This is a genomic window from Kocuria sp. cx-455 (genome assembly GCF_057707085.1).
On the sequence record NZ_JBYIPM010000007.1, the window covers coordinates 87,671 to 108,735 of the forward strand.

18 protein-coding genes and 1 tRNA gene are annotated in these 21,065 nt (G+C 64.8%); 6 read left to right on the forward strand and 13 right to left on the reverse strand.

Annotated elements, in window-relative coordinates; translation table 11 throughout:
* Nucleotides 1–71 precede the first annotated feature (71 nt).
* A complete protein-coding gene (locus AC3ENJ_RS11375; RefSeq protein WP_431814135.1) occupies nt 72–1,475 on the forward strand; it encodes a hypothetical protein in 1,404 nt (467 codons plus the stop codon).
* A 119-nt stretch (nt 1,476–1,594) separates the two neighbouring features.
* Here AC3ENJ_RS11375 and AC3ENJ_RS11380 read toward each other — a convergent pair whose 3' ends face one another.
* The 5 genes from AC3ENJ_RS11380 to AC3ENJ_RS11400 all read right to left on the reverse strand — a co-directional run bounded on the left by AC3ENJ_RS11380 (nt 1,595) and on the right by AC3ENJ_RS11400 (nt 5,220).
* Complete coding sequence (locus AC3ENJ_RS11380; RefSeq protein WP_431814136.1) at nt 1,595–2,101, reverse strand: GNAT family N-acetyltransferase; 507 nt, start codon at nt 2,099–2,101, stop codon at nt 1,595–1,597.
* A 93-nt stretch (nt 2,102–2,194) separates the two neighbouring features.
* Nucleotides 2,195–2,974: a VldE C-terminal domain-containing protein gene (locus tag AC3ENJ_RS11385; protein ID WP_431814137.1), complete on the reverse strand. Its 780-nt coding sequence runs from the start codon at nt 2,972–2,974 to the stop codon at nt 2,195–2,197.
* A 487-nt stretch (nt 2,975–3,461) separates the two neighbouring features.
* Nucleotides 3,462–3,548 (reverse strand) — tRNA-Leu (locus AC3ENJ_RS11390).
* A gap of 103 nt (nt 3,549–3,651) precedes the next feature.
* On the reverse strand, nt 3,652–4,494 hold the full coding sequence (locus AC3ENJ_RS11395; RefSeq protein WP_431814138.1) for a metal-dependent hydrolase: 843 nt from the start codon (nt 4,492–4,494) through the stop codon (nt 3,652–3,654).
* Nucleotides 4,495–4,590: 96 nt separating this feature from the next.
* Nucleotides 4,591–5,220, reverse strand: a complete 630-nt coding sequence (locus AC3ENJ_RS11400; RefSeq protein ID WP_431814139.1) for a YdcF family protein — start codon at nt 5,218–5,220, stop codon at nt 4,591–4,593.
* 106 nt (nt 5,221–5,326) lie between these two features.
* On the opposite strand from AC3ENJ_RS11400, the gene AC3ENJ_RS11405 reads away from it, so the two are divergent.
* Nucleotides 5,327–5,803: an acyl-CoA thioesterase gene (locus AC3ENJ_RS11405; RefSeq protein WP_431814140.1), complete on the forward strand. Its 477-nt coding sequence runs from the start codon at nt 5,327–5,329 to the stop codon at nt 5,801–5,803.
* Between the two features lie 102 nt (nt 5,804–5,905).
* Here the strand turns inward: AC3ENJ_RS11405 and AC3ENJ_RS11410 are convergent, their stop codons facing one another.
* The 3 genes from AC3ENJ_RS11410 to AC3ENJ_RS11420 form a co-directional block, all read right to left on the reverse strand.
* Complete coding sequence (locus tag AC3ENJ_RS11410) at nt 5,906–6,460, reverse strand: DUF2617 family protein (protein ID WP_190808021.1); 555 nt, start codon at nt 6,458–6,460, stop codon at nt 5,906–5,908.
* A gap of 165 nt (nt 6,461–6,625) precedes the next feature.
* Nucleotides 6,626–7,582 (reverse strand): aldo/keto reductase, encoded by a 957-nt coding sequence (locus AC3ENJ_RS11415; RefSeq protein WP_431814141.1) that lies wholly within the window; start codon nt 7,580–7,582, stop codon nt 6,626–6,628.
* Nucleotides 7,579–8,235 carry a DUF2225 domain-containing protein gene (locus AC3ENJ_RS11420; RefSeq protein WP_190782007.1) on the reverse strand — a complete coding sequence of 219 codons (657 nt, stop codon included), beginning with the start codon at nt 8,233–8,235 and terminating at the stop codon, nt 7,579–7,581. The genes AC3ENJ_RS11415 and AC3ENJ_RS11420 overlap by 4 nt, the downstream gene beginning before the upstream one ends.
* Nucleotides 8,236–8,341: 106 nt before the next feature.
* Between AC3ENJ_RS11420 and AC3ENJ_RS11425 the strand changes: the two genes are divergently transcribed.
* Nucleotides 8,342–8,785 carry a YsnF/AvaK domain-containing protein gene (locus tag AC3ENJ_RS11425; protein ID WP_190782006.1) on the forward strand — a complete coding sequence of 148 codons (444 nt, stop codon included), beginning with the start codon at nt 8,342–8,344 and terminating at the stop codon, nt 8,783–8,785.
* A 69-nt stretch (nt 8,786–8,854) separates the two neighbouring features.
* The gene (locus AC3ENJ_RS11430) at nt 8,855–9,424 is read left to right on the forward strand and encodes a histidine phosphatase family protein (protein ID WP_431814142.1); all 570 of its coding nucleotides are present in this window, start codon (nt 8,855–8,857) and stop codon (nt 9,422–9,424) included.
* Between the two features lie 50 nt (nt 9,425–9,474).
* On the opposite strand, the gene AC3ENJ_RS11435 is transcribed toward AC3ENJ_RS11430, so the two are convergent.
* On the reverse strand, nt 9,475–9,882 hold the full coding sequence (locus AC3ENJ_RS11435) for a formate/nitrite transporter family protein (RefSeq protein WP_431814143.1): 408 nt from the start codon (nt 9,880–9,882) through the stop codon (nt 9,475–9,477).
* Nucleotides 9,883–10,056: 174 nt separating this feature from the next.
* Here AC3ENJ_RS11435 and AC3ENJ_RS11440 point away from each other — a divergent pair, with 174 nt between their 5' ends.
* Nucleotides 10,057–15,114, forward strand: coding sequence for an NAD-glutamate dehydrogenase (locus AC3ENJ_RS11440; RefSeq protein ID WP_431814144.1), 5,058 nt, complete (start codon nt 10,057–10,059; stop codon nt 15,112–15,114).
* Nucleotides 15,115–15,174: 60 nt separating this feature from the next.
* On the opposite strand, the gene AC3ENJ_RS11445 is transcribed toward AC3ENJ_RS11440, so the two are convergent.
* Entirely contained in the window at nt 15,175–17,928 is a 2,754-nt protein-coding gene (locus AC3ENJ_RS11445; protein WP_431814145.1) for a multicopper oxidase domain-containing protein, read from the reverse strand.
* Nucleotides 17,929–18,002: 74 nt separating this feature from the next.
* Here AC3ENJ_RS11445 and AC3ENJ_RS11450 point away from each other — a divergent pair, with 74 nt between their 5' ends.
* Complete coding sequence (locus AC3ENJ_RS11450) at nt 18,003–18,506, forward strand: DUF456 domain-containing protein (RefSeq protein WP_431814146.1); 504 nt, start codon at nt 18,003–18,005, stop codon at nt 18,504–18,506.
* 129 nt (nt 18,507–18,635) lie between these two features.
* Here the strand turns inward: AC3ENJ_RS11450 and AC3ENJ_RS11455 are convergent, their stop codons facing one another.
* The 3 genes from AC3ENJ_RS11455 to AC3ENJ_RS11465 are packed head-to-tail and all read right to left on the reverse strand — an operon-like array spanning nt 18,636 to nt 21,009.
* Nucleotides 18,636–20,012 carry a molybdopterin molybdotransferase MoeA gene (locus AC3ENJ_RS11455; protein WP_431814147.1) on the reverse strand — a complete coding sequence of 459 codons (1,377 nt, stop codon included), beginning with the start codon at nt 20,010–20,012 and terminating at the stop codon, nt 18,636–18,638.
* Between the two features lie 22 nt (nt 20,013–20,034).
* On the reverse strand, nt 20,035–20,613 hold the full coding sequence (mobA, locus tag AC3ENJ_RS11460; RefSeq protein WP_431814148.1) for a molybdenum cofactor guanylyltransferase: 579 nt from the start codon (nt 20,611–20,613) through the stop codon (nt 20,035–20,037).
* Between the two features lie 3 nt (nt 20,614–20,616).
* Nucleotides 20,617–21,009 (reverse strand): hypothetical protein, encoded by a 393-nt coding sequence (locus tag AC3ENJ_RS11465; protein ID WP_431814149.1) that lies wholly within the window; start codon nt 21,007–21,009, stop codon nt 20,617–20,619.
* Nucleotides 21,010–21,065: the final 56 nt, after the last annotated feature.

The window sequence follows — 21,065 nt, forward strand, 5'->3', positions numbered from 1 at the left end:
CCACCACGCAGTCCTCCCCCGGGACACGTGGTCCGTCATAACTTCATACCCCCCTTAGAAAGCATCCCCCCATGCGCTTCTTACGCTCTTTTGTGCTGCCCACCGCAGCCCTGTCCTTGGGTCTTGTGGTCTCGCTGGCCCCCGCAGCGACCGCAGCTCCCTCGTCCGCGCACATTGCGCAGGCTCCCGCGGTGCAGGTAGCCGCAGCCACCCCACCGGCCACCACCTACTTCAAACCCTTCAGTGCCCACGGCATGACGTCCAGTTACCACATCTACACAGACGGCATTGATCGCACCAAGCCCGTTGGTGTGTTGTTCTACTTCGGCGGTGACTACTGGAAAACCTCGGAAACCTGGGTCCACAACCCCGGTGGAAGCCACCTGAGGGCCATGGCTGCTGAAGCGCGCAAGAAGAACATGATCCTGGTGGTCCCGATCTCTCCCGACAAGAAGGCCACCGGCGACGGCATCACCTGGTGGGAAGACATCGACAAGAACGGGCAGTACTTCCGCTCGCTCAAGGACTCACTGGTCCGCAGCTACGGTTTGGACACGTCACGAGTGTGGCTGTCCGGCTACTCCGGCGGGGCCGAGTTCATCACGTACGAGGTCCTGGCCAATCAGCAGAATTGGATCCGCGGTGGTGGCGTCACGCTCATCGGCGGTGGTGGTGCGAATCCCATGCAAACGGCACCCAGTGCGGCTGTCCGCAGCTTGCCCGTGACGTGGCACGCCGGATCCGCTGATGTGAAGGGCAACACCAACCCGCCCGAGTGGTCGGCCAAGGCGGCCGCATCCCAGGGTCATAAGACCTACAAGAACGCCGGATTCGGGCGCGCGGGCCTGCGGACCCTGCAGGGAGTCGACCATTACGGCTACAACCCGGCAACCTTGATCGGCCATGATCTCCGGGCGCTGCCCAACGTGGGCGGTGGAACGGCCGTGACGCAGACCAGCTCCCTCCTCAAAGGCGGGATCAGAACGAGTTATCTGAGCACGGGCGGGGCGGCCAAATACGGTCAACCCACCTCCGGGGAACGAGCCACGGGATTCCTCGGTGGCGTGTACCAAGGATTCACCCGCGGGTACACCTACTATTGGAGTCCGCAGACTGCGGCTGCTCCCGTGAAGTGGAGCGGGGCCATCGGCACCTCGTACAAGAAGGCCGGTTATGAGCGCGGGTGGGGATACCCCGCGCATGCCGAACGCTCCCTGGCGGGAGGCGCCTATCAGGACTTCCGCCGCGGTGGCACCGTCAACCGTGCAATGTGGTCACCGACAACCGGCGCTCGGGTTGTGAAACTGACCGGATGCATTGGTTCCGCGTGGCGCGCCGCCGGCCACGAACACAATTGGGGTTACCCGGTGACCAATGAGTACAAGGTGGCCAAGGGTGTCCAGCAGAAGTTTTCTAATGGGCGCGTGGCCACATGGGATCGCAGCACCGGCCGGGTGACCGTGACACGGGGTTGACCTGACCTGGGTTTCCGTGGGGCTGGTGCAGCTTAGGTTCGGCGGCAAGGCGTTCCAGGTCATTGCCGGTCACCACGGGCCCAAGGGGTGGTTCCGGTGGTGCTTCTGGTGGGTCCCAGTCAACGCCCGACCATGGTGCCGGAAGAGGGCGCCTTCCACACGTATCGGTCCAGGCCGTTTTGGTGTCCCCTTGCGTGGAAGCCTCGCCGGGTCAGCACCTTCGCCGACGCCGCGTTGTCCGGATCCACGCGCGCGGTCAGGTTGCCCGAGTGGTAGAGCGCCGGGATGAGTCCCAGGGCGGCGTCGACCATGGCCCCCGCGAGTCCCTGCCCCCAGTGCTCCGGGAGCACCCAATATCCGATCTCTACACCGTCTTCTCGGCGTGTGGAGACAAGGACACCCACGGGCTGGGCGTCATGGAGGGCAACGAACCAGCGGGCTGCGCCCTGCTCATCCACAGGAGCGGCTCGGAGCGCATTAGTGGTCTTCTCCGCAATGGTGGCCTGGTCCCAGATGCTCCCGTCGCCCACGTATTTCGTGACCCGCGGGTCCGTGGCCATGGTCGCGAAAAACGGGACATCGGTGGCGTCAAAGGGTTTGAGTTGCAGCGGGGGAGTAGAGGTCATGTGGTGGCTTTCGACTCGAGAGGTCTTGTATTGGGAAGTTTGCTGCTGGGCGCATCCAGGGTCGCAGTAGCGGGTTGAGTAGTTGACTAGGCTCTACCGGGGCCCGCCGCGAAGAACATCCACGTGTACGTGGTCCCGGTGGCGCAGGATGTCCTTAGCCGGTTCGGGGGCGTCGTAGGTCTGCCAGTGCCCGCGGGGACTGTGGGCGCTCCAGATCTTGTCATCAAAGATCACGTACTGGATATCCAGATCATCGGCGTGGGCGATCAGCCACTGTGCGAGAATCCACCCCTCGCAACGGTTCTCCTCGGTGACCGGGCGGAAGAAGACGTCGATGCCGCGACCACTGTAATGCGTGGACTCGGCACCGTGGCCCTGGCTGACACCTCCGGGGGCGAACCCACCCAGCGGTAGATCACCGAAGACCGCGGCCATCTCTTCGCGCACGTGCTGGGCACGCGGTGTCAGACCGGTGGGCGTCAATTCTTGTTCGGGTACATCATCGGCAGCGGTACCTTCGCAGCGAAGACCCGGCCCGACGTCGTCGGGTGAGCCCTCTGCGAGGCGCTGGATGACCGCCGAATCGATGCCGGAGATGTCAGGCGTCTGCGCACCGCGAGCGGCCAACGCAACTGCTGTGGTGGCGAGCTTGGCCTGGTCACGGCTGAGGTTGCTGGTGCCGTCCGAGGTCTCGACACTGCATTCTGCGCCGATGTAAAGCCGACCCTCGTCCATGCGCACCTGATTCGCAATGGTTGGACTCAACCAGACCAGTGCACCAACAATCACCGCGATAACCACCAGGAAGACGAAGGGTGCCCGCCACGAGCGATGCGGTTCGAGCGCACCGGGGGATTTCGGGCTGAACGACATCACCGGCGGCTCGTGCCTTCGGAAAGGGCCGGGCCCCAGACGTCAGTGAGTGTGCTCATGGGACGATTCTCCCACCCGCACTCTGACAGGGCACAGGGCACAGGGCCCAGCGGCAGGAGGCCGCGGATTCTGATTGACGTTGGCGCCCATCGCGTCGGAACCGGGTGCACGGTGATTGACGGTAGAACCCGAGGGCGGGAACCGGGTGCAGGATGGTCGACGGTAGAACCTTGGCGCGGGGTCGCGTGCAAAATGGTCGACGAAAACGCCAGAATCCGGAAGTTACTTGGTTCCACTGTCGATCAGAGTGCAGAAGTTAGGGAACCAGGGTCGGAACGTCGATGAGGTTGCAGACAACACACACTCGAAGACTCCACGCGCCGCGTCTCTACCGAGAACCCATGACCCCGCGCCGCCGATACGCGGAGGACAACGAAAAACCGGCTGTCGACAAGGAATTTCGCCTTGTAAACAGCCGGTTTCACTGTGGTGCGCGAGGGGGGAGTTGAACCCCCACGCCCTCTCGGGCACACGGACCTGAACCGTGCGCGTCTGCCTATTCCGCCACTCGCGCTTGTTGGCTCACACGACTTCCGCCGGTGAACAACGTTGAGTAGCTTACCCGATGCGTGAGGCGTTTGGCGAATCACCGTGAACGGTGACCCGCGGCAACCGCATCAGCCCAGCGTCACCCCACCCCATGCGGCGAGTGCGCAGACCAAACCGACCGCCGCGTACAGGCTGATGGGCGTCAGCACCGCGAGTTCCATGCCGGATCCGGCCTTGCCCAGAACAGGGAAGCGTACAAAGGACTTGCCTCGGTAGAACGTGGTCGGTACCGGCAACCGAGGTCGTAACGGCCACAGTAGGTGGATGCCCTGGGTGGTCACCATGTCCCCGAGCATGTGAACAGCACAGCCCAGTGCGATAGCAATGACGAACCACCACGGATGCTCCGGGGGATTGGTTGCGACCACGACTCCGAGGCCGAGGGCCACCAACCAGTTGGCGTGCGAGACCCGGTCGGGAAGGAAGGCCAGGACCTTCACGGCGAACGCGATCAATAGCACGGACAGCACCGCGGCCAGCGGCCATACCTGCCCGGGCAGGGCTTCGATAACGGCCGGAGCGGTTCCATCACCACTCGAGTGAGCCAGCCACCGCAGCCCATCACCCATGGGCAGTGCGGCGTTCTGCGACAACCACGCCAGCAGGGTGAACACGAGCAGTCCGATCACCGAATGCGTGCCTCGCCGATGGCCCCCGGCTAACCGGGCCACGATCCGGGACAGCCAGCCCGAGAACGGCGGCAAGGATCGCGCCACGGTTCCGCTCGGGTGATCGATGTCGGGCAACAACGCCGCACCGGCGCAGATCAACGCACCAGTCACCACGCCCGCGTCTCCCACGGGGAGCACACCGAATCCAATGGGCACGGACAAGTCGGCCAATTCCAGGGTGTAATCAGCCGTCACCGCCACCCAGGCGGCGGCACCGCATGCGGCATGGCTCGGACCCATCACCGGGGCATCACGGTCAACACGAATTCTCCGATCGCGGGATTATCACTCATGAAGCCCCACGGTAGGAACGTGTTCAGACACGCATAAGAACCCTCAATCCAGCTCCTTCGGGTTGCCCGGCAGCTGTTGTTCGCAACCGGGAGTGAGCCACGCTTTCACGAACCCGGCGCTCTGATACACATACTGACCCAGAGCACCCAGCGGCGTGAACCCATAATCGGTTGCGGCCATACGTAACTCGCCGCCGTAGCACCGTTTCAGAATCATGCGCGCCCGCGGTACGTGCTGCTTGAACGTCACGGCGGTGATGGTGTCCCAACCGCGCTCGGCGGCCAGGTCGCGCAGCTCAATAGCTTCACCCTGGGTGGTGGACGGGTTGGGCTTGAAACATATGACCTCATAGTCGGTGCGCGGGGCGCAAAAGTCCTTGTCCTCGTAGTACCGGACCATAGCCGGCGAGTCGCCAGGTTCAGCATCGGGGGTGGCGATCACCAGGACGGGAGCGATGCCACGTTCCATCAGTTCCTGCGCCTTGGCCATGCGCTGGATGTCCGGGGGGCCGAGCACGAGCAGAGCGTCGGAGGTGGCAGGTTCCTCGGTGCGGGGATGCTCCAACACGGCCCAGCACACGGCCAGCCACACAACAGTGACCAGTACCAAGACCGCGGCCAGCCGCGCGGCCCAACGCCGTCGTTTGGCTCCGGCGGGCCCCTGGATCGTCACTCGAATACCTCCATCGCAACACGGACGCGGATATCATCTCATTCATCCCCGGCAACCACGTGAGCTGCCGGCCAGGGAAACACATCCGCACGTGAGGAGCGTCGATATGCGATCGAACGAGTACGTGGAACGCTCCGTCATATGCAAGGTTCCGCTGCGCTGGGGTGACATGGACCCGTACGGCCATGTGAACAACGTGGAGGTCATGCGGGTCCTCGAAGAAGCGCGCATTGCGGCCTTCGGCGTGCCCGTGGGCACCGGCGAGCAGGTGGCCCCGGCCAAGATCCCGCTCTTCTCGGTTCTGCCGGACGGCACGCAGGCGCTCATTGCCGAGCACCGCGTCAAGTATGTGCGCCCGCTGGCCTACCGCAACGTGCCCACGGAGGTGCGCGTCTGGGTCGTTTCAGCCAAGGCCGCCACGCTCGCCCTCGGATTTGAAATCGTCGACGCCGCCGACGACGCCGCCTGCGTTCGCGCCCAGACCCAGCTCGCGTTATTCGTGCCGGAAACCCGGACCGTTCTGCGCATCACCAAGGAGCAGCGAGAGCTCCTGGAGCCGTACACGGCACCGTCCCCGTTCTGAGCCCGCGCGGTTTCTCACGTCACCGGACTACTGAGCGAGCCATGCTCCCTTGGTCCGGACTGGGGGCGCGGTGCGTGAGCCCAGAGTGGCGGGAGGCTCCCGCTACGCCGCGACGCCCTGCGGCGCGGCCGTGAGGTGTAGTTGCGCCCGGGTGCGGATCACGCAGCCCGATTCGGGCAGCGTCCGCCACGTCCACCACATGAGGGCGTTTTCCACGGGGTCGACATGACAGCACGCCGCGGTGATCGCGGTGGGCTCGTCCGCGTCTTGGACGCACACGGCCAAGGGCGCGTTGTCCAATCGATCACGCAACTGTGCCAACGTTTTGACCAATCCGCGCTGTGAGTGGGAGGTCACCGTGCAACCCACCTCGAAATCGGTGGCGAAACCGGTGGGGTTGGGATGGCGCCGGAGGACCGGAAGATCCGGAGCGGCGTCGTCGAAAAGACCGATGGTCTCCACCCAGCGATCGTCACGGTGGGTGATGACCAATTGGTGCTGGCCGGGGTTGACCCGCAATTGCACCGTGGTGAGTTCATTGACCGCTAGCGACCGGGTTGCCGTGGCGTCCACCACGGGAAGGTCGGTGCGGTGACTGAACTCGTCCGGGTTGCACACCACGTGTCCGGGCGTCCGGGTAAGCCAAGGTCGGTTCATGGATACTCTCCCTGTCGACCGTCGCAGCCCGCGACGGCTTCTTTACAAAAGAAAATAGTCATGTGGGCTGTTTGTGGCAAGCGTGTCTAGGTCACCGTTCACTAACAATTACTTAGTGCCCTACTCAAGCCCCTCTTGGGAGGATACCCCGTAGGTCTGAGACGCTCATGGCAGGGCATGTCCGCGGGCGGCCGTCCACAGCTCGTACCAGTCCGAGTGCGTCATCTGCGCGGCGGCCTGAGGTGCATGGGTGCACGCCCGGATTCGCTCCGGGTTGGTAGTGCCCACGACCGGGCGGATCGCGTACGGGTGGCGTAGTAGCCAACCCACCACCACGGCCTCACGAGGGAGATTCATGCGTTCGGCCAAGCGCGTGACGACGCCGCTCGTAGCCTCCGCAGTCGGGTCACCTTCAGGGGCGCCACGGCCCGAGTAAATGCCGTTCGCCATGGCACCCCACGCCTGAACCTCGATCTCGTCCGCGGCGCAGTGGGTCAGCAGGCCCTCGGGGAAGTTGTACTCGGTGCCTTCGCTCTGATTACCCAGCACCTGAGTTTCCACGAAATCACGGTGGGACAGGCTCATTTGAAGTTGAACCGCGGTCAACGGGGTGCTCAGGACCTGCTGGAAAGCCGCCACGTGACGCAGGGTCATATTGGACAACCCCACGGAGTTGATCAACCCCTCGGAGCGTAGGTCATCCAGGGTCTGGGCTGTCTCTCCCAGGGTGGTCAAGGGATCCGGTCGGTGCAGGATCAACCGCTCCACGCGGTCCACGCCCAGGCGCTGCAATGAACCCTCGAGGCTTGCTCGGATGGTGTCACGATCCAGACGATAGTGAACCGGGGAGTCCTGGGGCCCGGTGTTGCCCGGTAGCCGGATACCGCACTTGGTCTGCAACCGGATGCCCTGACGCAATTCGGGGTCCTCAGCGAGGATGCGGCCGAACACCGCCTCGGACTTGCCCGCGGCGTAGATGTCCGCGTGGTCGAACAGCTCGAATCCGGCCCGGTGAGCTGCGCGCACTGCGGTGTGAGCGGCGTCGAACTGGGCGTTGGTGATCTCGGAACGATCCCACGGCCCACCCAGGGCCATGCAACCGAAAATCAGCGGAAAACTCATGACTCGGAACCCTTATTTTTGTGTTTGTGGTGGCGGTGGGTGCTTTGCTGACGCAGTCTGGCGGCCTCTCCGTACGCGGCAGCGGATTCCTCCAGTTTGCCCAGATCCTGGTAGACGATGCCCAGCTCGGTGTAGCAATCCGATTGGTCCCGCTGGGAATCCGGTGTCTCCTGGTAGAAGTCCAAGGCGCGGTTGTACGCCGTCACAGCCTGCGCCCGACGTTTGGTGGCGTTGTAGACGCGAGCGAGGTTCACGTAACACTCGGCCTCGTCCTGAGGATCGTGCGGGGCGTCCAAATACTGCCCGAGCGCATCGAGTAAGTGGGATTCGGCCCGCGGGTAGTCCCGGTCCTCCACGAACAGGGACCCCACGATCAAGTGCGCGCGGCCCTTGGGCTGACTGCTGTCGGAGACCTGCCCGAAGTACTCCAGGCACCGCTGATATTCCGTGATGGCTTTGTCCCGCACATTCATGACCACGTACAGGTGGCCCAGATTGTAGTGGCACGCCGCGAGTTCACGCTGGGTCTGTCGAGTCTCCTTGAACAACTCAATGGCCTGCCGATATGCGGTTTCGGCCTGCGCGAGCTCACCCCGGTCCTCGGCGTCCAGGGCACGTGTGAAATATCCGTTGCCATCATCCGAATAGCTCATCAGCTCATCCTTTCGGGACCCACCGGGGTAGCTCCAAATGCTACACGGTAGGCCGGAACATAACCCGGCTGATAATCTCGGGAACACACTCTTTCAGGAGGTCAGGATGGCAGCACAGAACAGCGTTCCCGGGCAGGATCCGCGTGACCCGCAGCGTGACGAAATGCTTGATGACCGGGCCGCATCGGTGGTTCGTCATGAAGAGCGTCTGGTGATCAACCGGCAACGGCGCGAGACCGGCTCACTCCGGCTGCGCAAGTACGTGGTGGAAGAGCCCGTCCGTCAGGAAGTGACCGTTGGCCATGACGAGCCGGACGTGGTGCGGACACCCATTTCCGATGATGAACGCCAGGCTTTCCTGGACGGTCATGACCTTTCCGTTGGTGACGACGAACTGATTCTGTACCGCACGGAGGCTGTGGTTCGGACCGTGCGCGTGCCGTACCAGCGGGTGCGGCTGGTGGCTCAGCGCGCCGAGCATACCGAAGTCATTGAAGACACCCTCCGCAAGGAGCGCATCGATATCGAGACGGATGACCGCCGCGCCTGAGCAGTTGCTCTCCTGCGGTGGTGCGGGGGCGGAACAGGACGGGCGGGTGACGGCGGGTAGCGTTGAACCGTGATTGATTCTTCGCTGTCCCTGATCCGCCACGGCCAGACCGATTGGAATTTCGCTCGCTGGCTGCAAGGCCGCACCGATATCCCCCTCAACGACACCGGGCGCCGACAGGCCCGTGACGTGGGCCGCGAGCTGGCGGCGTCGGGGGAGCACTGGGACGTGTTGGTGTCCTCACCGCTGTCCCGCGCCCGAGAAACGGCGGACATCATCGGCGCAGAAGTCGGTCTGAAATTGTCACGCATGTATGACGATCTGATCGAACGCAGCTTCGGCGACATCGAGGGCCGAGACTGCAGCCACATGAGCGAGCACGAGCGCCACGCGTTCATGGAACGGCACGGCGAGCACACCGCGGACCTGGTGGCGCGCGGAGTCGCGGTGCTGCGGCAGATCATTGACGATTACCCGGGGCGCAACGTCATGATCGTCAGCCACGGCTCGTTCATTCGCCTGACCGCGGGTCACATCATGAACCGGAAGCTTCGCAGCCTGGAGAACGGGGAAGTGGTGACCGTGACGGTGGAGCAGGTGAGGCAGGCGGCGTCGGCCCCGGGTGGCGTCGCGAATTAAGGGTGGCTACCCCGTGAGGTCAGCCGAAGACGGGGATACCCCACCGCGGATCAGTGGTTGACGGGAACTTCCTTCGGCGCGGGGCGGAAGGCCCGCAACAGCGCTAGACCCGTGAAGACGAAGCCGCCCACAAGGTTACCCAGCAGCACGGGTATCTGGTTCCAGAGCCACCAGTCGGCGATGCTCACGTCCGCGCCCATAAACATGCCCATGGGGACCATGAAGAAGTAGACCACGGCGTGCTCGAAGCCCAGGCCGTAGAACACCATGATCGGCAACCAGATCGCCGCGATTTTCCCCACGGTGTCCTTTGACGTCAAACCCATGACGACACCCAGACACACGAGCCAGTTGCACAGCATGGCCTTGACGAAGACGGTGCCGATCCCGGCAACTCCCAGGGCCTGATACTCGAGGGTTTTGGCCTCTGCGGTCGCCGTGGCCGGTGCGACGTTCACTCCCCGCTCAACACGATCAGTGGCTCTCGCGGGCGGGGAGCCCTAGGGTGGAAGCAGACTCGGCAACGTGGCCGAGCGCGAGTCATGCCGTAAGAGTCGGGTGGGCGCGCGTTCCGGTTTGTGATTGCCGTGCGTTCATTGCACATCGACTGCGAGCAAAGGCGTGATGCAGACGTGACCCCTCCCGACACGACCGACACGACCGACACCCAGGTCATTCCCCAAACGTGGAAGCGACCCGAGTGGAGCGGCGAGCAACAGTGGATCAACGAGTATTACCGTTCGGTTCCCGACGCCGACGTCGCTGCCGCCAACGGGGATCGCCTTACCTCCCTGGCCACGGCCCACTGGGAGGTGGGTAAAATCCGCTCCACGGGGGACGTGTGTGTTGACGTGCGCGAGGACCAGGGCAGTACCGTTCTCTACGTGGTCACTGATGACATGCCGTTCTTGGTGTCCACGTTGAACACAGAGATTGCTGCCAAATGGGGCGGTGCCGAGTTGGTGCTTCACCCGCTGCTGTTGGCCACCCGTGACATGCAGACCCATGAGCTGGAATCGCTGACGCGGGTTCCGAATATCTCGACGGCCTCGTCCGGGGACACGACCGCCATCCCGTTGGTTGACCGCGGCGCGGATGCCACCGCGCACCCCAGCGGAGGTGGCCGCACAGAATCCCGGATCGAATCGTGGATCCGCATCGTGCTGCACCGTAATTTGAGCGATGCGGACCGGGAAGAACTGAGGAACTATCTGGGCGGGCGGCTCGTTCCGGACGTTCGCCGGGTCGAGGAAGACCAGGACAAGATGCACGCCGTGACGGACGAGCTCGCCCGTTCCCTCTCCGGCCTGCACGAGATCCGGTTCGAGGACGGCTCCCGGTTGCCGGACGTCGACTCCGCCGCCGAGTTCTTGGACTGGCTGCGGGACGGCAACTTCGTGTTCATGGGAATCAAACGGTACGACCTCACCGTTGCCGGGGAAGAAGCTGCCCTGCAGTCCCGCCCGGACACCGGGCTGGGACTGTTGCGAGAAGAAGGCACCGAGGGACACACGCAGAAGCTCACCGGTCTGGGAAGTCTGCACGCCCGGGACCGAGAAGTACTTTTCGTGACCAAAGCCAATCGCCGTTCCTCGATTCACCGGCGCGAATACCTGGATTACATCGGCATCCGAACCTTCGCGCAGGACGGCACGGTCACCGGTGAATACCTGATCCTGGGGCTGTTCTCCCGCCGGGCCTACTCCGTGCCCGCCCACCAGACCCCGTTGGTGCGCAACAAGGTGCAATCGGTGGTGGAGCGCTTCGGTTTCTTACCGGACAGCCACTCCGCACGAGATCTGCTGGGAATCATCGAGGACTACCCGCGCGACGAGTTGTTCCACATGACGGCGGACGAGCTCTACGAGACCGCCAGCGGTGTGCTCGGTCTGAACGAGCGCCGTCAAACGCGTTTGTTCCTTCGCCAGGACACGTTCGGTCGTTTCATGTCCGCTGTGGTGTTCCTGCCGCGCGACCGGTACAACACCTCCGTGCGTGAACGCATCGAGGAACAACTGCAGGATGTCTTCCAAGCCGAGGCCATTGATTTCGAGGTCCGGCTGACCTCGTCATCCTTGGCGCGACTGTTCTTCCGCATCCGGTTGCCGTACACGGGTGAAGTGCGCGAATTCGACCAGGTGAATTTGGAGCATCGACTGCGCGCAGCCGTCCGTTCATGGCCGGACACCCTGGCGCGCGCCATTCGGTTGGGTTTCGACTCCCCCGACGTCGCTCGCTTGACCCCGCTGTGGACCCACGCCTTCCCGGGGGCCTACCGCGAGGACTACGAAATTGAAGAGGCCGTCCAGGACCTGCAGCGTTGCGAGGAGCTGTGGGGGAGGGACCCGAACCTGCCTGCCGAGGTGCGGGTGGCCGAACACAACGGCCAGGTTCGACTGAACATCTACCTGACGCAGCGGCTCTCGCTCACGGAGCTGCTGCCGTTACTGCAGAACATGGGTCTGCGCGTGTTGGATCAGCGGCCCTACACCGTGACCCCCGCGGACGGGCGCGAGTTCCAGCTGTACGACTTTGGTGTGGAACTGCCCGAGGGTGTGGATACGTACGGTCCGGACGACGCCAAGACCGAAGACCTCATTGAGGACACCCTGTGCGCGGTCCTCTCCGGACGTTCGGAATCCGATTCCCTGGACCGCCTGGTGCTCGTGGAACGCATGAGTTGGCGGGCCGTTGCCGTGCTACGAGCCTATGTGCGCTACCTGCTGCAATTGGGGTACGCCAATTCTTTCGAGTACATTGCCGACACCCTCTTGGACTACACGGAGGCCACGCGGGAACTGGTCGCGTACTTCTCCGCCCGTTTCGACCCGGCCCGGTTCCCTGACACGGATGAGGGCCGATCCGAGCGATCGCAGGCGTGTGAGGCCGCCCGGGAACGCCTCGACAAGGACCTGGACGACGTACCGTCATTGGACGCCGATCGACTGTTCCGCGCGCTGAGCAACATTGTGGGAGCAACATTGCGCACCAATGTGTACAAGCAACGCCCCACCATGGCGTTCAAGATGGACCCTCAGTCCATCAACGTGGCGCCGTTCCCGCGGCCCAGGTTCGAGATCTGGGTGTGGTCCCCGCGTGTGGAGGGAACACACTTGCGTTTCGGACACGTGGCCCGTGGCGGGCTGCGCTGGTCCGACCGCCGGGAGGACTTCCGCACCGAGGTACTCGGCCTGGTCAAGGCCCAAATGGTCAAGAACGCCGTGATTGTTCCGGACGGTGCCAAGGGCGGGTTCTTCCCCAAGCAGCTTCCGGATCCCCAGCAGGATCGCGAGGGGTGGCTGGAGGAAGGCCGCGAGGCCTACAAGTTGTTCATTGCATCGCTTTTGGACCTCACCGACAACATCACCCACGATTCCGACGCAGAACCCAACGCGGAAGTCTCCGACGACTCCTCCAAGGACGCCGCTGAGGCCCCGGAGACACCCGAGGGAGACACCGTGCTGCACCCGGACCAGGTGGTGCGTCACGATGATGACGACTCCTATCTGGTGGTTGCAGCGGACAAGGGAACCGCGGCATTCTCGGACACCGCAAACGCCATTTCTCTCGACCGGAAGTTCTGGCTGGGGGACGCGTTCGCTTCCGGTGGTTCGGTCGGCTACGACCACAAAGCCATGGGCATCACCGCCCGGGGCGCATGGGAGTCGGTCAAACGACACTTCTTCGAACTCGGCGTGGACACCCAGTCCGAGGCCTTCACCGTGGTGGGCGTGGGAGACATGTCCGGAGACGTGTTCGGCAACGGCATGTTGCTGTCAGAGCACATCAAGTTGATTGCCGCGTTCGATCACCGCGACGTTTTCCTGGATCCGAACCCGGACGCCGCGGCGTCGTACAAGGAACGCGAGCGGCTCTTCAACGCGGGCCGTACCTCGTGGCAGGACTTCGACAAGTCCGTGATCTCCGAGGGCGGCGGCGTGTATTCGCGCCAGGAGAAGTCCGTGCCGATCAGCCCGCAGGTCCGCGAGGCGCTCGGGCTCGAGGACGGCGTGGAGTCCATGGCCCCGCAGGAACTCGTGCGCGCCGTCCTGCTGGCTCCGGCGGATCTGCTGTACAACGGCGGCATCGGCACGTACGTGAAGTCTTCACTGGAAACCAACCAAGAGGTGGGTGACAAGGCGAACGATCCCATCCGCGTCAACGGCGAGGACCTGCGCGTCAGGGTGATCGGCGAGGGCGGTAACCTGGGCGCCACGCAGCTCGGCCGCATCGAGGCCGCGCGCAACGGGGTGCTGGTCAATACGGACGCGATCGATAACTCCGGTGGCGTGGAATCCTCCGATCGCGAGGTGAACATCAAGATCCTGGTCGACCGCATGGTCGAGGCCGGAAAGCTGGATCGGGATGAACGCGCTGACTTCATCCAGTCCATGACCGACGAGGTCGCGGACCTGGTGCTGCGCACCAACGTGGCGCAAAATGTCTTGCTGACCACGGAGCGCGCCCGCGGCCCCGAGTTCGCGGAAACGTTCATCCGACTGATGCACTGGCTCGAAGAAACGGTCGATCTGGACCGCGAGCTCGAGTTCCTGCCCACCGACGAACAGTTGCGTGACCGCGCGGAAGAGGGCGGTTCCCTCACCGGCCCGGAGCTTTCCGTGCTGACCGCTTACACCAAGATCCAGCTCACCGGTGCCCTGACCAATAGTGACCTGGCGGATGATCCGTGGTTCGATGCCACGCTCGAGAACTACTTCCCCCTGCAGATCCGGGAGAAGTTCGGCGAGGACATCCAGACCCACCCGCTGCGCAAGCAGATCATCGGAACCATGGTGGCGAACAAGATCATCAACTACGGCGGGATCGCCTTCGCGTACCGGGTGATCGATGACTCGGGCGCGGATCTGGCCGATCTCGCCGCGGTGTTTACCGCAGCCGTGGAGATCTTCGACCTGGACCCCTACGTGGCCCGGCACGCAGAACTCGGCACGGATGTCCCGCTGGAGATGTGGAACAAGCTGACCCTGCGCATGCGGCGGCTGCTGGATCGGGTGGTGCGGTGGTTCCTCAACCGCAGCGATTCCGAGGCCACCATCCAGGAACTCGTGGCCGCCTACAAGCCCACCGTGCAGCTTCGATTCGGTGAGCAGCAGCTCATGGCCGCCCAGTCCCAGGAGCGCGTCAGCGCGGAAACCGAGCTGGCTGAGCGCCAGGGAGTGCCCAAGGAACTGGCGGTCGAATGGGCCGAACTCCTCGACGCCTTCGCCCTGTTGGACGTGGCTCGACTGGCTCAGGCCGGCGGCGTCCAGGTGGCGGGCGAACGCGCCGGTGAGCACACGACATCGGCGGATGCGGGTGATGAGCACGTCACCGTGGAAACCATTGCCAAGGTCTACTTCGAGCTGTTCGATCGTTATGGGCTGGAAAACCTGCTGAACCGCATCACCGCGCTGCCGCAGACCTCCCGGTGGGAGAACATGGCGCGGATCTCCATGCGAGAGGACCTGTACTCGACCCTGGTGGCCCTCGCGGCACAGGCTCTGGAATCTCCCGGGGAGAACGCCGAGGAGAAGGTCACTTCGTGGGAGCGCGAGAACCAGGACCGGTTGGAGCGTTTGCGTGACGTGCTGGACGAGATCGAGGAGATGTCCTCCGGCGGCGATGCCGGTGCCGAACTCGCTGCGCTCTCCGTTGCGCTACGCACCATGCGCAGTGCCCTGACCGAGTAGTTCGGGAGGGAGGGAACCCGGGCCGGCGAGTGCACCGGCCCGGGCTTTCCCACCCGCCCGCTACTGCGTCACTTCGATCTGGCCCCGCGCGCCGCGTTCGGCCTCAGCGAAGGAGTGGTTCACGAACGTGTACGTGCCGGCTTCCGGGAACGACATTTCGACAAAGCCACCCTGGGCCGGGGCCAGGTCCAGGGCCTGGGCCCCGCCGGTGCCCTCTGGGTTTGCCGAGCTGGACGGGGAGAGCAAGTACGCACCCTCCTTGTAGACGGTGTCGAACTGGCCGCCCACCACGTGGAAACTCGTGCCCTTGGACGGCCCGGCCGCGAGCACCCAGATCCGCACGCGTTCGTCCGGTCGGGCGGGCAGTTTCTCATGCATGTACTGCGTTGCGTGGCCGTTGAACATGGTCAGCGACGGCGGCCCGGCGGTGATGGCCGCCGGATCCACCACGGCGTTCACGCCCTCCGGTAGGTCGGGTTGGTCGGCGGAGGGGGCCGTCAGGTACGTCTCGTTCTGCAGGAGTAAGTACTCGCGATCCACCTCGGGCAGGTTGGGTGGGTCGATGATCACCGCCCCGAACATTCCTGCCGCGACATGTGTGCTCATGGGGGCGGTGGAGCAGTGGTACAGCCAGATTCCCGATCGTGCCGCCTCGAAGCGATACACGAGCGATTCACCCGGCGCAATGGTCCGCATGGTCTGATCCGGTGAAACGTCCCCGGCGTGAAAATCCACCGAGTGCCCCATGGTTCCGCTGTTGGTCAGCGTCACCTCGAACACGTCACCCACCGTACCGCGCAGCGTGGGCCCCGTGTAGTCACCGTTGAAGGTCCACGCGTCCATGGTCACCCCGGGTGCCACCTCACGGGCCACTTCCTGGACGTCCAAGGCAAGCTCGTGGACGGTTTCGTTCGGGGCCGGCTCCAGCGCGGGATCACGCACCGTGAAAGCCTCCCCGGGCGGTGCGTTGAAGTCCACTCCCGCGGCCGGGACGTGCGAGTCATCCCCCGCCGACGCCGTTCCCACGCCATGGTTCTCGTGTCCCGCCGCACCCACGGGGTTGCCGTGGCTGTCCACGGGAGTCACGGCCACGGTCATGCCCATGGACCGGTGGCCGATCACCGAACACCAGCCCTCGAGCGCTTCGGTGATGATGCCCGCGTCCACGTGCGCTGTATCGCCGGGGCCCACACGGCCGGTCGTGGCGCCGTTGGCAAAGACCAGGTCGTGGACATTGGTCGGATCATCATTGACCAGTGTGATCAGCAGGCGGTCGCCCACGGGAACCTGAATTTCTGCCGGGTCGAATCGCATGTCCTGATAGGCATGCAACGTGACCTCGGTGGTGTTGCCGGTGGCCTGCGCGGCAGTCTCGGCGCTACCGCTCAACCCGAGCCCCGCCGACTGCGGTGCCACGGCAACACCCGCACCCACGGCCAGGACTACGGTGAGCACCCCGGCCACGAGCTGCCGCAGTGCACGGGACGTGCGTTCGGGTTCGGCGGGCTCGGCGGGGTCGGATTTGGTCGGCGCGGGTGGCCGGCCGTCGCCCGCGCGCTGGGCCATGAGGCGGCGTCGTCCGGCGACGGAGATTTTGGCGGCGGAAACCATCAAGGGAAGGAACGACGCGAAGGCCACCGCGCCTACGATCGAGACCAGGGCGCGCACCCACGAGGGCAACATGCCGGAGGGTAGGGCGAACAGTGCAATGCACAGGTTCAACACCGTGACTCGATAGATCCCACCGCGGTTGATGGCGGTCAAGGAGGCGCGCACCGTGGCGGGGCCACCGCCCATGGTCGACGGCAGGATGTAACTCATGGCACCGAGCAGGGTCTGCAGCAGGAAACCGGCCACGAACGGGATGGTCAGGGCGCTCATCGCACTGGTGTGTACGCCCTGGACCGCCACCAGAATGAGCGCCAGCACCACCGTGAAGAACAGCCACGCGATTCCGGAGGCCACGGACCAGCCCATGTAGCCCGCGGGTGGTTTCCGCCTGCCGGTGCGGATCATGATCCAACCGATCGCACCGACCCCTGTGGCATAGCAGAGCAGTCCAAGGATCACCACGGGAACCCAGCCGCCCAGTGAGCCACCAGCCGCCACCAGGCTGCCCGCGGCCATGGCGGGTAACGCCATGCGGGTCAGGGTGGTGGCCGTGTCCTCCATGCGTGTGCGCACCATGGTGGGCCACAGGGTCAGCAGGGTCGCGGAGACCGTGAGGCCCACGAAGCCCAGAATGTTGATGCTCTGGTGGGCCAGGAGGAACCGCGAGTGCCAGGGGTCGGCCAGGTCCAACGCGAGGATCGCCCCGAAGATCGCTCCCAGCGGCAGAAAGAATGCCGCCGCGGCGTACCACCGCACGGTCATGCCGAACCGGGCGGGAAGGGCTGTACGCACCTGGCCCAAGAGTGACACCCCGTGCCACGTGAGCACACCGCCAATGACCGTTGCGGACACCAGGGTGAGCCACCACCAGTCCGCCAGGATGCCCACCATCAGCACCAGGGTGCCCACCGTGACGCCGTAGATCCGCAGAACCTGGCGCGGTCGCTCGTTGTCGGGGAGGCGATGGTGCAGCAGTGCCTCGGTGAAGTGCTGGGACCACACCATGATCGAGGTGGTGATCAACCCCAGGGTCACCATGTGCACCATGAGCCACCGCGTATCGGGGATCCATCGGTGAAAACCAATCACTAGGAGCAGCGCGATCATCCACCAGCGCACGGGTTTACCTGCGATGCGGTGCCATGACCTCCCGTGCTTCGTCCAGGCGGGGGCAGGGTCCTGGGGTTTGATGAGAGTGGGCACCGTCCATCCGATCCACGAAAATTGGCAACTTGGATGCAAGTATAGTTCGCCCGCCGGGGCCGTACGATATGACGGTGACCCCGGAGATTATCGCCACCATCGTGACCTCGGTACTCATCATTATTGGATGCCTGGGCATCGTCATTCCGGTGCTGCCGGGTTCCATCACCGCATTGATCGGTCTGATCATCTGGGCGGTGGTCCTGCAATCCGTGGAGGGCTGGGTGGTCCTCGCTCTAGGGGGCACCCTGTTGCTCGCGGGCATGTCCGCGAGCCTGGTTCTCACGGGCTCCCGCCTCAAACGCCGCGCGATCCCCAACCGCACGCTCCTGTTCGGCGTGATAGGTGCCGTGATCGGCATGTTCGTGATTCCGGTGCTGGGCCTGGTGATCGGCTTCATCGTGGGGCTGCTGGCATCGGAAACGGTACGCAATCGCAATGTCCGGACCGCACTGGACACCTCGTGGGTGGCGCTCAAGGCCGCCGGCCTCGGCATCATCATTGAGCTGTCCTGTGCGCTGCTGGCCGCGAGCGTGTTCATTATCGGGGCCATCACCTTCTTCGTCACGGCGGCCTGACCGGTCGGCCCGGTCACCCGAACCGGAGCGCCCCGTAGATCGACGCGGACATCGCGGCCGATCCCGCCACCCTTGAAACGCCGCGGCGCCCCTCCGCACCGGAGGAGCGCCGCGGGTGATCAAGGTTGGTTACCGGCGCCAGGGGAGCCCCAGTACCTTGACGTCCTGACCGGGCCGCAGACCCTCGGCGGGAACCACCATGAGAACGTCCGCGTGGGCCATGCCGGACAGCATGGCCGGGCCCACTGCGGGCTCGGGCAGCACGCGTCCTTCTTGGAAATAGGCGGGAATCACGAGAACACGGCCCGTTTTCTCCAGGGTGGCACCGGAGGTGGCGGCGCGGACCTCGGGCAACGGCTCACCCGTGGCGCCGGCGATCAGGGCGTGACCCACGGTCAACAAACCCGTGACGGCCGACAACGGGCTACCGGGGAGTGCCAGCACAAGGGGGCCGTCATCCGGGAGCTGAGCGACAATCACGCCGTGGGCGGGTTCCTGGGCCAGGCCGTCAATGATCAGGTGGGCGTCCAACTCGGTGAGAGCCGCACGCACATGATCGTCCTCACCATGGCCGGTGCCACCGGTGGTCACCACGATCTCCGCTCGGGCATCCAGCAACGACCCCGCGCCGGAAGGCGCCTCGGTGAGGGCCGTGAGAACCCCCTGGGCGCCGTCGGGCACACGGCGCACCTGGTCCACGTTGGCACCGAGTTGATGCAGGATCGCCGGGATCTGTGGCCCCAGAACGTCGCGGACCTCTCCCGGACCGGGAATTCCGTCCTCCACGACGTGCGCGAATCCCAACAGCACGGTCACGCGGGGGCGGCGCAGCACCGGGAGCATGTCATGGCCGGCGCTGGCGGCCAGCCCGACGTGCGCGGGATTGAGGTGACAGCCCGTACGCAACAGCACGTCACCCTCGGAAATTTCCTGTCCCAGGGCACGGACGTCCTGGTTCTGGATCAGCGACGCCGCAGGTGTCGCGTCCTCCAGGGTGTCACCCTCCTGCGGGACGTATTCCTCCATGTGCTCCACCGGAGCCTGCGCGGGAACCACGTGGCCGCGGTGGTTGGACAGCACCGCCTTGGTGTACACGGGCACGGCCGACCCCACGCTCACCTGCGTGGCCTCACCGGGGCGCAGTTCCACCACGGGCAGGATGCGCTCATCCGGCGGAAGGGTCAGCAGGAGCCGCTCGTCGGTTTCCGCCGGCTGAGGGGTGCGGATTCGCCACGGGCCCTCACCGGCCACGGCCCACCCGTCAATGGCGGCGGAGGCGTAATGCGGCACGGGCATGATGGCGGTGATGGGTTCGGCAAGCGTCTCACCCAGGGATTCCGTGAGGGGCAGCAACCTGCTGGGAAGCGCATCGGGAATCCGGTGGGCGATCTCTCGCGCCTCGTTCCAGCTGGCCCAGCGGTGCGTGGGCTCCTGCCCCTCGGTCTCCGGAGGCGTGTGGTCGTCGTCCTGGTTGAAGTGCTCGTGCGGGCCGGGAAGTCCGGGCATGCCATCTCCTTGCCGTGTGGATTCAGTGCAGATCGAACCTGGACACATCTTCCCACGTATCCACGTCCTGCGTGCTGCCCTCCGGGGCACGTACCTCCATCAAGCGCAGATGTTTCCAGAACGATCGCACGGACCGGTCACGTGCGGTGTCTTGGGAGAAAACCGCGGCGAGCGGCTCGGTGCGGATCAGGACCGCCAGGTTCTCGCGGTGCCCGTCGGCGGCCGCGGCGATCACACCGTCCGCGTCCTCCGGAAGGCCGCGAGCGGCGTCGGCGAGTGCGTGGACGGCCCCGGCGACGTTCGGCATGTCGCAGGCCAGGACGGCGGTCCATGCCGCACGGGATGGTTGCCGCCCCAGCAGATCCAGGCCCGCCGCTATGGCCGCCGCGGGCCCCGAGAACGGGGGGTCCTCGCGGGTCCGCAGGGTGGCCCCCGGTACGAGCAGGTCATCGGGGCCCACCACGACGGCGCTGCCGGCCGCACCCACGGCACGCACCGTGATCTCGACCAGGCTTTCCCCGCCCCTGCGAAGTGCGGCCTTGGGGGTGCCTCCCAATCGAGAGGAGCGGCCCCCGGCCACGATCACGCTGTCAAAGCGCAACGCCTAGACCGTGGTTTCCGAATCGCTGATCTCTTCACGGTCCCGGGGGCGACGTTTCTTGGGCATCCCCGCGATCCGTAGGCCGCACTCCACTGCCGCCAGGAGGAAGGCGATGTAGTACAGGATCATGGTCGGGTAGAGCTGGGGGAGGGTCATGTTCATGCCGACCAGGGACAGGATCAGCAGGATTGCCGCGGCAATCAAAATCACCAGGTGCACCGTGGCGAATGCGCCCGGTGTGCCCTTGGTGGAGAGGTACATGGCCAGGAGCGCGAACAGGATGGGGAACAGCAACTGCCCCGCCAGCGTGATGCCGTCACCGTGATAGGGGAACAAGCCCATGGACTGGAGCAGGGCGGTGGCCACAAGCAGGATCGGCGCAATCATGGACTTCATGGGGCACCAGTCTAGGCGCGGCACGGAGTGTCTCCGAACTGGTGGTGGGACCCGAC

Coding starts and splice junctions, on each gene's coding strand:
- AC3ENJ_RS11375 (WP_431814135.1), top strand. CDS start 72: ATGCGCTTCTTACGCTCTTTTGTGCTGCCCACCGCAGCCCTGTCCTTG.
- AC3ENJ_RS11380 (WP_431814136.1), bottom strand. CDS start 2,101: ATGACCTCTACTCCCCCGCTGCAACTCAAACCCTTTGACGCCACCGAT.
- AC3ENJ_RS11385 (WP_431814137.1), bottom strand. CDS start 2,974: ATGTCGTTCAGCCCGAAATCCCCCGGTGCGCTCGAACCGCATCGCTCG.
- AC3ENJ_RS11395 (WP_431814138.1), bottom strand. CDS start 4,494: ATGGGTCCGAGCCATGCCGCATGCGGTGCCGCCGCCTGGGTGGCGGTG.
- AC3ENJ_RS11405 (WP_431814140.1), top strand. CDS start 5,327: ATGCGATCGAACGAGTACGTGGAACGCTCCGTCATATGCAAGGTTCCG.
- AC3ENJ_RS11410 (WP_190808021.1), bottom strand. CDS start 6,460: ATGAACCGACCTTGGCTTACCCGGACGCCCGGACACGTGGTGTGCAAC.
- AC3ENJ_RS11415 (WP_431814141.1), bottom strand. CDS start 7,582: ATGAGTTTTCCGCTGATTTTCGGTTGCATGGCCCTGGGTGGGCCGTGG.
- AC3ENJ_RS11420 (WP_190782007.1), bottom strand. CDS start 8,235: ATGAGCTATTCGGATGATGGCAACGGATATTTCACACGTGCCCTGGAC.
- AC3ENJ_RS11425 (WP_190782006.1), top strand. CDS start 8,342: ATGGCAGCACAGAACAGCGTTCCCGGGCAGGATCCGCGTGACCCGCAG.
- AC3ENJ_RS11455 (WP_431814147.1), bottom strand. CDS start 20,012: ATGCCCGGACTTCCCGGCCCGCACGAGCACTTCAACCAGGACGACGAC.
- AC3ENJ_RS11465 (WP_431814149.1), bottom strand. CDS start 21,009: ATGAAGTCCATGATTGCGCCGATCCTGCTTGTGGCCACCGCCCTGCTC.